This window comes from Olsenella phocaeensis (assembly GCF_900120385.1).
In the GTDB taxonomy this organism is placed as follows: domain Bacteria; phylum Actinomycetota; class Coriobacteriia; order Coriobacteriales; family Atopobiaceae; genus Olsenella_I; species Olsenella_I phocaeensis.
Genome location: NZ_LT635528.1, coordinates 1 through 10,602, shown reverse-complemented (window position 1 = coordinate 10,602; position 10,602 = coordinate 1). Strand labels below are relative to the sequence as shown.

The following is a 10,602-nucleotide window of genomic DNA, read 5'->3' as shown; positions in this document are numbered from 1 at the left end:
AGGACCTGCTTGCGCTTGCCGACGAGGTCCTGGTGGTGAGCTGTCCCGCTCCGACCAGGCTCGAGCGCGCGGTGGCACGCGGCATGGGCCGGGCGGACGCCGCAGCCCGCATGGCGCTGCAGCCCACGGACGAGTACCTTTCCGCCCACTGTGACGTCGAGCTCGCAAACGACTCGGACGAGGAGGGGCTTGCGGCAAAGGTCGATGCGTGGTGGACGGAGCATGCGTCACGCTCATGGGCTCCCGCCCCAAGGAGGGGAGGGCCTGATGCGCCACGAGCGCTTCTTTAGGTGGTTCAGGACCCTTCCCATCCTCGCGATGCTCGCGGTCTGCGCGCTCACCTTCGCCGCTGACCTCGCGCCCAGGCAGGTCGTGAGGCAGCTGCTCTTCCCCGTGAGCCATGCGAGCCAGATTAACGAGTCCTCGAGCAGGCATGGGGTCGATCCCTACCTGACCTGTGCCGTCATCAAGTGCGAATCGGGCTGGAACGCCGACGCGAGCTCGTCCGCGGGGGCGGTGGGGCTCATGCAGCTCCTGCCCGCCACCGCAAGCGAGATGGCGCGCCTGGGGCTCGTCGACTCCTCGCGCTACGACCCCAGCGAGCTCACCGACCCAGCGACGAACATCGAGTACGGCACGGCATACCTAGCCTACCTGCAGAAGGCGCTGGGAAGCCGCGACGAGGTCATCGCCGCCTACAACGCGGGGGTGGGCAACGTCCAGGGCTGGCTCAGCGGCGGGGGAGAGATCTCGTCCAAGATCGAGTATGCCGAGACCGCCGCCTACCTGGTGCGCGTGAACGACGCCTACGACCGCTACCAGGAGCTGTACCCTGAGGGAGTGAGCGACTCCTCCCTCGCGCTCTCCTGACGGTCGGGGCCCTTGCCCGCCCGTGGGACGGCGTCCGGCCCGGTACCCCTGGGCACATGCTGCTGCGGAGGTGCCGCCGAATGTGGGTACACTTGTTCCTGTGAGCAGACGGCGGGCAGTGCGCCCGCGAGGGAGGGGCAGCCATGCCGCAGGAGCAGAAGCCGCGCACGTTCGTCTCTGACGAGGGGCAGACCATAAGCTACGAGTCCCTTGCCGGGACGGCGGAGGCCAAGGAGCGCTTCGGCGCCGAGCTCAAGCGCTTCGGCTTGGAGCACGGTGACGAGCGGCTAGAGGTCGTCTCTCCCTTCGAGCCCGCAGGTGACCAGCCCCAAGCCATCAAGAAGCTCAGCGAGGGCATCGAGCGGGGCCTGCGCTACCAGACGCTGCTGGGCGTCACCGGGTCGGGCAAGACCTTCTCCATGGCGAAGACCATCGAGGCGGTGCAGAAGCCCACGCTGATCATGGAACCCAACAAGACCCTCGCCGCCCAGGTGGCGAGCGAGATGAAGGAGCTCTTCCCCAACAACGCCGTCGTATACTTCGTGAGCTACTACGACTACTACCAGCCCGAGGCCTACGTCCCGCAGTCAGACACCTACATAGAGAAAGACGCCTCCATCAACGAGGAGGTGGAGAAGCTACGTCACCAGGCCACTTCGAGCCTCCTCAGCCGTCGGGACGTGATCGTGGTCGCGTCGGTGAGCTGCATCTACGGCATCGGCAGCCCGCAGGACTATGCGGGCCTCGCCCCCAACGTGGACAAGTCGCAGCCCCTGGAGCGCGACGACCTCATACGCGAGCTCATCGACATCCAGTACGACCGCAACGACTACGACCTCGCCCGTGGCAGCTTCCGCGTGCGCGGCGACACCGTGGACGTGTACCCGCCCTATGCGGAGAACCCCCTGCGCGTGAGCTTCTTCGGTGACGAGGTCGAGCTCATAGCCGAGATAGACAACGTGACGGGCGAGGTGGTGCGTGAGTACGACGCCATCCCCATCTGGCCCGCCTCCCACTACGTGACGGAGCGGCCCAAGGTGGCGCACGCGCTCAAGACCATCAGCGAGGAGCTGGAGGGGCGCGTGGCGGAGCTCAAGGCCAACGACATGCTGCTCGAGGCGCAGAGGCTCTCGCAACGCACGGCCTACGACCTCGAGATGCTCGAGACCATGGGCTATTGCTCGGGTATCGAGAACTACTCACGTCACATGGACGGCCGCTCGGCGGGCGAGCCCCCCTACACGCTGATCGACTACTTCCCCCGCGACATGCTCTGCATCATCGACGAGTCGCACGTCACGGTCCCGCAGATCCGCGGCATGTACGAGGGCGACCGCGCGCGCAAGATAACCCTGGTGGACCACGGGTTCCGCCTGCCCTCGGCGCTGGACAACCGCCCGTTGCGCTTCGACGAGTTCGAACGGCGCATCCCCCAGTTCGTCTACGTGTCCGCCACGCCGGGCGACTACGAGGAGGGCGTGAGCCAGCAGGAGGTCGAGCAGGTCATCAGGCCGACGGGGCTCTTGGACCCCGAGGTCGAGCTCAGGCCCGTCCGCGGCCAGATCGACGACCTCCTGGACGAGATTCGCGAGCGCACCGCCCGCAAGGAGCGCGTGCTGGTCACCACGCTCACCAAGCGCATGGCCGAGGACCTCACCGATCACCTGCTGGATGCCGGCGTCAAGGTCAACTACATGCACTCCGACACGGCGACCCTCGACCGCATAGAGATCATCCGCGACCTGCGCCTGGGCAAGATCGACGTCTTGGTGGGCATTAACCTGTTGCGCGAGGGCCTGGACATCCCCGAGGTCTCGCTCGTGGCCATCCTGGATGCCGACAAGGAGGGCTTCCTGCGCAACCGCCGCTCCCTCATCCAGACCATGGGTCGTGCCGCGCGCAACGCCCAGGGCAAGGTCATCATGTACGCGGACTCCGTGACCGACTCCATGCGCGTCGCCATGGACGAGACTGCCCGCCGCCGCGGCATACAGCAGGCCTTCAATGCCGAGCACGGCATCACCCCCAAGACCATCAACAAGTCCATCACCGACGTGAAGGGCTTCATCGACGAGGCGTCACGGACCCTGGACGACAAGTCGCGCATGAACGGGGAGTTCTTCACGGCGGCAGGGGAGGCGGGTGTCTCGGCGGACACCCCGGAGGGGCGCGAGGCAGTCGCGGACGCCGTGGCCGAGGAGCTGTCGGGCCTGCCCAAGGACGAGCTCGCGCGCGTGCTGGGGGCACTTGAGGACGAGATGATCCAGGCTTCCGCGGACATGGACTTCGAGCGTGCGGCGGTGCTTCGCGACCAGGTGGTGGCCCTGAGGGCGCGGCTTGAGGGTGCGAGCGCGGAGGACGTCATCGCGCGCCTCAAGGCAACGGATCGCAAGGGCAGCGCCCACGCCACGAGGCGGAGGTACAAGCCGCGCAAGCACTGATGTGAAAGAGACGCCTCCATCTCTTGGCTTCTCCTCTGGGAGAGCTCAGATGGTAGCTCGCTGCAAGATTACATATGTGTTCCGTGCCGCCGCTCGTCATCTGCGCGATGAGTCTTGATGTGCATGGTCTGTCGGATACGGACTACGATACTCATTCCCACGAGCATCGACTGTTCTGGTACGAGCGAGAAACTCTTTTACACCGACGCATTTTCTTTCCTGTTCTCCGTCGTACCCTTCCGCTTGTCAAGGTAGAGGAGGCTATTTCTCACTGAGCGTTAGCTTGTGCTCGGGTTCGATGAGGTCCTCCATGCTGCATCCGAGCACACGCGATAGCTTGAGAATCGAGAGCGCCTGGCCCTTATTGAGGTCTTTCTTCCGTTGCTCGTATTGTTGTATGGATCTCAGGGACACGCCAGAGAGTCTCGCGAGGTCCGTCTGTGTGATGGATTTCTGCAGCCGCCGGATAGCGAGCTGTGTCTGGTCGTGGTGCCTGGTCGTGCGGCAGATGATTTCTTGTAGGCATTTCTCAATATCTTGCTCGCCGAGCTCATTGTGAAGCCTGCGTAATCTCTCAAGGGGAAGCGTCTTCGGGAGCGTGGCAAAGGAGTCTCCCGACGCCTCGTGGTAGCGCAGTACGATCTGCCCGCACCATCTGGCAAAGTGCTCCCGTTCTTTCGATATACGAGGAGTGTCCTGAATCATGAGGTCAAGGTTACTGCCGGCGTCATCCCTGAGTGCCAGGACGAGTTCTATGCCCGAGGCATAGCCGAAGCTTCTTTTGCCCCTTGGAGAGTAGCGGGCTGCGATTTCCGAGTTGCAGAACTCAGGATAGAAGGTTACAAGCCCTCCGGGGAGGTATCGATCTGCGAACTCGAAGGCCCTTCCCAGGAGGCTCGCATCAGTGGCAAGGTGCCTGTTCTCGTTCTCTTCTGCCATGCCTTACCTCCTGCCGCAAGTGTTGAAAATATGGAAGAACTGTGGTGTATAGACCTTTCACCGAAAGCGCATTCTCCCAGACCTTTTGGGTTTTCATGACCCACGCGAGCAAGCTAGACCTAATGGGATAGCTAACTCTGTGGAGATAGTACTCCCCACAAGCATGGTTAGAGATTGGTCCTTCCTCAAGCGGCGCGGCTCACCTCACATCTCGTTTGAAGACTAGCTCCCCTTTTTTGGAGTTTACGCTCGCGGATGAGGGGGCTGCGGAACTACCCCTGCTGTCGTAGACATTGACAGAGGTCAGGAGACGTAGCGTCCTGACACGAGCAAACAGGCAGTTCGAAGGTGCGGAAGAAAAGAGGAAACATGGAAGTACTCCAAGTGGTGCTGATTCTCGCCGTATTTATCGGTGGCGTTGCGCTCATGATGACGAAAAAGCTCCCGGCAATCCTTGCGCTGCCCTGCATGGGAGTCCTCATTGCGGCAATTGCCGGCGTACCGTTCGCGCTGCCTGCGGGTGCCGACCCCACCAAGGACCAGTCAATCACCACCTACGTGATCGCTTCCGGAGCCACCAAGCTCATGTCGACGATTTCGGTGACCATCTTTGGTGCGATCTTCGCGAAGGTCGTCCAGAAGGAGGGCATCTCTGACGCTATCATCCGCAAGGCCGCCGAGATGGCCGGTGACAAGCCAGTCGCCATCGCCATTGCGCTGACCGCGGCGACTGCGATCATCTTCACTGCAATGAGCGGTGCCGGACCCGTGATTATGGTCGCCCAGATCGCTGTTCCGCTGTTCCTCTCCGCTGGCATCGAACCTGTTGTCGCCGCGTCGCTCGTACTGTTGGGCCTCAACATGGGCCTGCTCTTCAACGTATCCCAGTATCAGCTCTACGTTGACACCATCGGCATGAGCATGGATACCATCACGTCTACCTCCGTGGTCATGGGCATCGTGTGCGTTGTCGTGACCCTCGCCTACATCCTTGTGAATGTCAGACGCGACGCCAAGGCGAGCGCCTGGGCCATGAGCGTCAGCACTGGTGCTAAGAAGGTCAGCCCCGTTGCCCTCGTAATGCCGCTTGTGCCCATCGTCCTCGTGTTCTTCCTCAAGTGGAACGCCGAGACCTCGCTGCTGGTGACCATCGTCGCGACGGTCCTCATCTCTGGTCCTCGAGATGCCGTGCAGGTGCTCTCGAGCTCCGTCGTTGAGGGAATCAAGGACGTTGCTGGCGTCATTGGCCTCATGATTGGCATCGGCATCCTGCTGAACGGCGTGTCCGCGACGGCGACCTCTGCACTCATGCAGCCGATCATTAGCAAGATCCTCCCGTCCAACCCCATCGTGTACGTCCTCGTGTTCACCGTTCTCTCGCCTCTTGCCCTGTACCGTGGCCCGCTTAACATGTATGGCCTTGGATCCGGCCTTGCGAAGATCTTTGCGGCAGCTGGCATACTCTCCGCTCCTGCAGTGGGCATGGCCCTGAGATCCACGAGCGTTGTCCAGTGCGTTGCCGACCCGACCAACACGCAGAACGTGATCGTTGCCGACTACGCGAGCGTGGACGTCAACGACATTCTCAAGTCGACGCTGCCTTACACCATGGTCATGGCACTCTGCATCCTTGTCTATACGGCCGTCGTCCTCTTCTAGCGGGTGCGGCACTCATGGGGTGGCCCCTTTCTTGGGACCACTCCAGCACGAATCGACTCGAGGCACGTAAGGAAGGCACATGGCCGACAGGAAAGTACGCATTGGCATCGACGTGGGCGGCACCTTCACGGATGCGGTCGTCCTCGATGATGAGACCTATGAGGTCATCGCGAAGGAGAAGGTCCCCACCACGCACCACGACCCCAGGGGCGTGGCCGCCGGCATCGTCCAGACGATTGCCGATGTGCTCAGGAATAACGACATCTCACCTGAGGACGTGACTTTCATTGCGCATGGGACGACCCAGGCGACTAATGCCCTCCTCGAAGGCGACGTAGCGAAGGTGGGCATCGTGGGCATGGGTGCCGGAGGCCTTGTCGGTCGTGCTGACGGCGAGACGACCGTAGGCAACATTAAGCTTGCCCCTGACAAGTATCTGGAGACGGAGCACGAGTTCATTGACTCGTCGAATCTGGATGACAGCTCCATGCGTCAGGCGGTCAAACTCTTGCGTGACAAGGGCTGTGAGGTGATTGTCGCCTCTGAGAGCTATTCGGTGGACGATTCCACCAACGAGCGCAGGCTCATCAGCATTGCCGACCAAGAGGGCGTAGTCGCCACTGGTGGCTACGAGATTTCGCAGCTCTATGGACTACAGGCACGCACCCGCACTGCCGCGGTCAACGCGGCGCTCATTCCACGCATGATGGAGACGGCCAATATGACCGAGGGTGCCGTAAAGGACGTGGGTATCACGCGCCCCCTCATGATTATGCGCTGCGACGGCGGCGTCATGAGCATCGACGAAGTGCGCAAGCGTCCCATCCTCACCATGCTCTCGGGTCTCGCAGCCGGCGTTGCTGGCGCCCTTATGTACGAGAAGGTTACGGACGGCATCTTCCTTGAGGCTGGTGGCACTTCCACGGATATTTCCGTCATCAAGGACGGGAAGGTAATGATCAAGAACGCCGAGGTGGGCGGGCACAAGCTCTATCTCACCTCTCTTGATGTACGTACGCTTGGCATTGCGGGTGGTTCCATGATTAGGGTGGTGGATGGGCACCTTTCTGACGTGGGGCCGCGCTCCGCACACATTGCCGATCTTGACTACGAGGTGTTCGCCCGTCCCGAGGACATGCTTTCTCCCGCGGTGGAGCTCGTGGCGCCACTACCGGATGATGAGGCCAACTACGTTTCGATTTCCTGCGGGGGTGGAAAGTCCTTCGCGCTTACGCTTACGGGAGCGGCCAACGTGCTTGGCTACGTGCCAGAAGGCGATTATGCTGCCGGCAACGTCGAGGTGGCGCGTCTGGCCTGGGGTGCTTTGGCGGAGCAACTAGGTACGAGCGTGGATGGGCTTTGCCATCAGGTAGTGGACATTGCTACGGCGAAGGTCGAGGCCATCGTCTCGCAGCTCGTCACCGAGTATTCACTCAACCCCAACCTCACGAGCCTGGTGGGTGGCGGCGGCTCAGCTGCAGTCGTGGCGCCTGCACTGGGCAAGCGTATGGGCATTCGCCATCGTCTGGCACACAACGCTCCGTACATCTCCACTATCGGCGTGGCTCTTGCCCTCGTGCGCGAGCAGATTGAGCGCAACGTGGCGAATCCTAGTGACGAAGATGTACGACGTATCCGCCATGATGTCATGGAGGCGGTCACCCGCGCGGGTGCTGATGAGCGCACGGTAGACATCTCCGTGGAAATTGATTCGCAACGTAACATCCTTCGCGCTACGGCGACTGGGGCAACCGAACTCAGGACCAAGGACCGCGTGCAGAGGTCAAAAACTGACGACGAACTCAAGGCCATCGTCGCCGAGGCGTTGGGCATTCCTGTAGGTGACGTGAGCACCTTGTGTGTCCAGGGACGCTGGCATGTGCTCTCAGGAACCCTGCAAAAGAAGTCGTTCTTCGGCCTCATCTCTTCCAAACGAGAGGTCGTGCGCGTGCTCGACGAGGATGGCGTCATTCGCCTGCAGCGCAATGACGCGCGTGTGCTCCAGTTCACCCGTTCGGAGCTGCAGGGTTCGTTCGCACGCTTTGTGAGCGATATGACGAGGTACAGTGACGCGGGTGAGACGCTACCGAAGACCTTCCTGTTCTTCGGCCAGAAGATGAGTGACCTCTCGGGTGTCCTCAATATGGAGCAGCTTCTGAGCCTGGCAGAGATGGAGCTCGAGTTCGTGGCCAGTGATGAGACCATCATTGCTGTTGCCGCACGGGACTAGAGACCATGCTTGCGGCGCTGTACGAAAACCCGTCTGACGCTGCTCGCGAGCTGCTCGGGTCCTCGGACGAGCTGTGCGCAGCGCTCGAATTCTTGAAGGACCCGCTTGCATCCCAGCTTTCTGACGAGGAGGAGAGGGCCTGTGTTCGCGATGCTATGGAGGCGGGCCATGAGGCTGCTTGCCAATGGGTGGGGAATGACCTGCTCAGCACGCTTGCAGAGCATGGCTTCTTTTTACGGCAGATTGAGACGGGTGTGGTGGACACTACCGTGCGAAACCGCATACAAGCACGGCTGGTATGCCAGAAAGATGGCGGCACGCTTGACCTGTTCATGCCCCAGCTGCGGCACAAGAGCGAGGTGCTTGCTGCGCTATGTGGTGACGGTATGCCCAAGGACACCCTTTCCTGGCTCATCGACCTGCACATTGCTCACGAGTTCTTTCATTACCTCGAGCATCGCGAGGGGAGGAGCGTAGGCATGCGCATGCGTCCAGTGTGCATGCAGGGTCTCCTGCGTGTTAGGAGTCGACACTTGTCGTCGCCGAGCGAGGTTGCGGCTCATGCCTTTGCCTACGACATGGCAAGTGGTCCCGTGAGGCCGACAGCGAGCGACTATCTCGTGCTGTTGGCAGATGGTGCCATGACCGGCACCGAGGTGGTCGAACTGGTGGCTTCGGCACGACGGTTTGTCAAAGGGGGCTCTCATGAACGTGCAGAAAGACGTTGTTGAGGCACGGCTTCTTGGCCATTGGGACACCGTGGTCGTTGGTGGAGGCACTGCAGGGGCAAGCGTTGCTGCGAGCGCGGCACGGGAAGGAAATTCCACGCTCGTCGTTGAGGCCGGCTCCGTTCTGGGAGGCTCAATGACACGAGCGTTGGTCTCCCCGATGATGCCGTCCTTCGTACCGGGGCACGGACAAAACCTCACCCTCATCGAGGAGGGTCTTCGCGCATGCGGCCTTGAAACGCGTGAGCTTAATGCCTCGATGGGATATGTCTGGCATAACCCAGACGCGATGTCGAGCGTACTTGATGATCTGGTGAGTGATGCTGGAGCCCAGGTGCTGTTTGGCGCCAGCCTCGCAGGCGTGAAAGTGGAGGGCGTTCGCATCGTCTCCATTTGCGCAGGCTGCCCTGAGGGGTTCGTGCGCATCGAGGCGGACCAGTTCGTCGATGCGACGGGTGATGCCCTGCTGTCGAGGATGGCAGGAGTTCCCTGCGACAGGGGAGATAGCCTGGGACACAACCAGATGTCATCCCTGCGCTTCGAGATGGCCGGCATCGACATCGACGCCTATCGTGCCTATTGCCTTTCACTCGGAGACCATTTCTCACCGCTTGTTGACGGCTACTTTTGGGAGTCTGCCATGGTGGTGGCTAAGGGCTTCAAGCTCGAGCCACTGTTCAGGAAAGGCGTCGAAAAGGGATTGCTCAAGGAGGAAGACCTCGTCTACTATCAGTGCTTCTCGCTTCCTGGCATGCCAGGTTGCATGGCCTTCAACTGTCCTCATCTCACTGGTCTGAAGAATAATGAGAGCACCCTTGATCGTTCGAATGCGCTTATTGAGGGTCGCAGAAAGATAAGGCGTCTCGTAGACTTCCTGACGAAGATGATGCCCGGCTTCGAGCATGCCTTTCTTATTCGCACGGCGGACATGTTGGGCGTGAGGGAGTCATGGCGCGTGCATGGTACCTACACATTCACCGAGGAGGACTATCTCGCACGAAGGCGCTTCGACGATGCCGTGGCGAGGGGTGACTGGTACATCGATGTGCATTCGGTCTCGCGTGGTCTTGTGCACATGGATAAGTACGAACGGGGAGAGTTCTATGAGATTCCCTATCGCTGTCTCACCAACGAGGCCATAGAAAACATGTTGACCGTGGGCCGTTGCATCTCTACGTCGTTTTTGGCACAGGCGAGCGTACGTATACAGCCGACAGTAATTGATACGGGAGATCGTGCTGGTGTCGCGTGCGCCTTGGCAAAACGTGAGGGTGTCACGCTCTCATGTTTCGAGCCTAGGAACCTCATTGAGCCATGATGCGTGACCCATCGTTCACGTGGGCGGAAGGGCATGCTATTCTTTCCTTACACGAGTGTGGAAGGAGAGCCTCATGTCCGCCAAGGTAGTCGTCGCGTGTGGTCACGGAATCGCAACTTCGCACATGGTCGCCCAGAAGGTGGCCAAGCTGCTCGCTGCCGAGGGCGTCGAGGCAAACGTCGTTGCCGTCGACATGGACTCTCTGGCAGAGCAGCTCAAGGACGCCGACGCCTACATCCCCGTGGTGAAGACCGAGGAGGAGCTTGACGTCCCTACCTTCAACGGTGTCGCCTTCGTTACGGGCATGGGCCAGGACGAGGAGCTCAAGCGCCTGATCGAGGCCATCAGGGACAAGTAGCTCGCGGCTAAGAGAAGAGAATCGGGCCGACCGGCGGGGAAATTCCCCCGGGTGGGCCC

The 10,602-nt window shown here is 61.0% G+C and carries 9 protein-coding genes; 8 read left to right on the top strand and 1 reads right to left on the bottom strand.

Features of this window, described 5'->3' with window-relative positions; genetic code table 11:
• The 3 genes from BQ7388_RS11215 to uvrB all read left to right on the top strand — a co-directional run.
• Window positions 1-290, top strand: a 290-nt coding sequence (locus BQ7388_RS11215) for a dephospho-CoA kinase (protein ID WP_129583278.1), incomplete at its 5' end; no start/stop codon positions are given.
• Window positions 268-870 carry a lytic transglycosylase domain-containing protein gene (locus BQ7388_RS11210; RefSeq protein WP_062529681.1) on the top strand — a complete coding sequence of 201 codons (603 nt, stop codon included), beginning with the start codon at window positions 268-270 and terminating at the stop codon, window positions 868-870. The genes BQ7388_RS11215 and BQ7388_RS11210, both read left to right, overlap by 23 nt.
• Before the next feature lie 143 nt (window positions 871-1,013).
• Complete coding sequence (gene uvrB / locus BQ7388_RS11205; protein ID WP_234946969.1) at window positions 1,014-3,311, top strand: excinuclease ABC subunit UvrB; 2,298 nt, start codon at window positions 1,014-1,016, stop codon at window positions 3,309-3,311.
• Between the two features lie 261 nt (window positions 3,312-3,572).
• On the opposite strand, the gene BQ7388_RS11200 is transcribed toward uvrB, so the two are convergent.
• A complete protein-coding gene (locus tag BQ7388_RS11200; protein ID WP_072500695.1) occupies window positions 3,573-4,250 on the bottom strand; it encodes a helix-turn-helix transcriptional regulator in 678 nt (225 codons plus the stop codon).
• A 369-nt stretch (window positions 4,251-4,619) separates the two neighbouring features.
• Here BQ7388_RS11200 and BQ7388_RS11195 point away from each other — a divergent pair, with 369 nt between their 5' ends.
• From BQ7388_RS11195 to BQ7388_RS11175, 5 genes are all read left to right on the top strand, one after another.
• The gene (locus tag BQ7388_RS11195; protein WP_062529685.1) at window positions 4,620-5,909 is read left to right on the top strand and encodes a transporter; all 1,290 of its coding nucleotides are present in this window, start codon (window positions 4,620-4,622) and stop codon (window positions 5,907-5,909) included.
• 79 nt (window positions 5,910-5,988) lie between these two features.
• Window positions 5,989-8,139 (top strand): hydantoinase/oxoprolinase family protein, encoded by a 2,151-nt coding sequence (locus BQ7388_RS11190; RefSeq protein ID WP_062529687.1) that lies wholly within the window; start codon window positions 5,989-5,991, stop codon window positions 8,137-8,139.
• A gap of 5 nt (window positions 8,140-8,144) precedes the next feature.
• The gene (locus BQ7388_RS11185) at window positions 8,145-8,870 is read left to right on the top strand and encodes a hypothetical protein (RefSeq protein ID WP_062529689.1); all 726 of its coding nucleotides are present in this window, start codon (window positions 8,145-8,147) and stop codon (window positions 8,868-8,870) included.
• Entirely contained in the window at window positions 8,845-10,185 is a 1,341-nt protein-coding gene (locus BQ7388_RS11180; protein WP_062529691.1) for an FAD-dependent oxidoreductase, read from the top strand. The genes BQ7388_RS11185 and BQ7388_RS11180 overlap by 26 nt, the downstream gene beginning before the upstream one ends.
• Window positions 10,186-10,258: 73 nt before the next feature.
• A complete protein-coding gene (locus BQ7388_RS11175; protein WP_062529693.1) occupies window positions 10,259-10,543 on the top strand; it encodes a PTS sugar transporter subunit IIB in 285 nt (94 codons plus the stop codon).
• The last annotated feature ends 59 nt before the right edge of the window (window positions 10,544-10,602 follow it).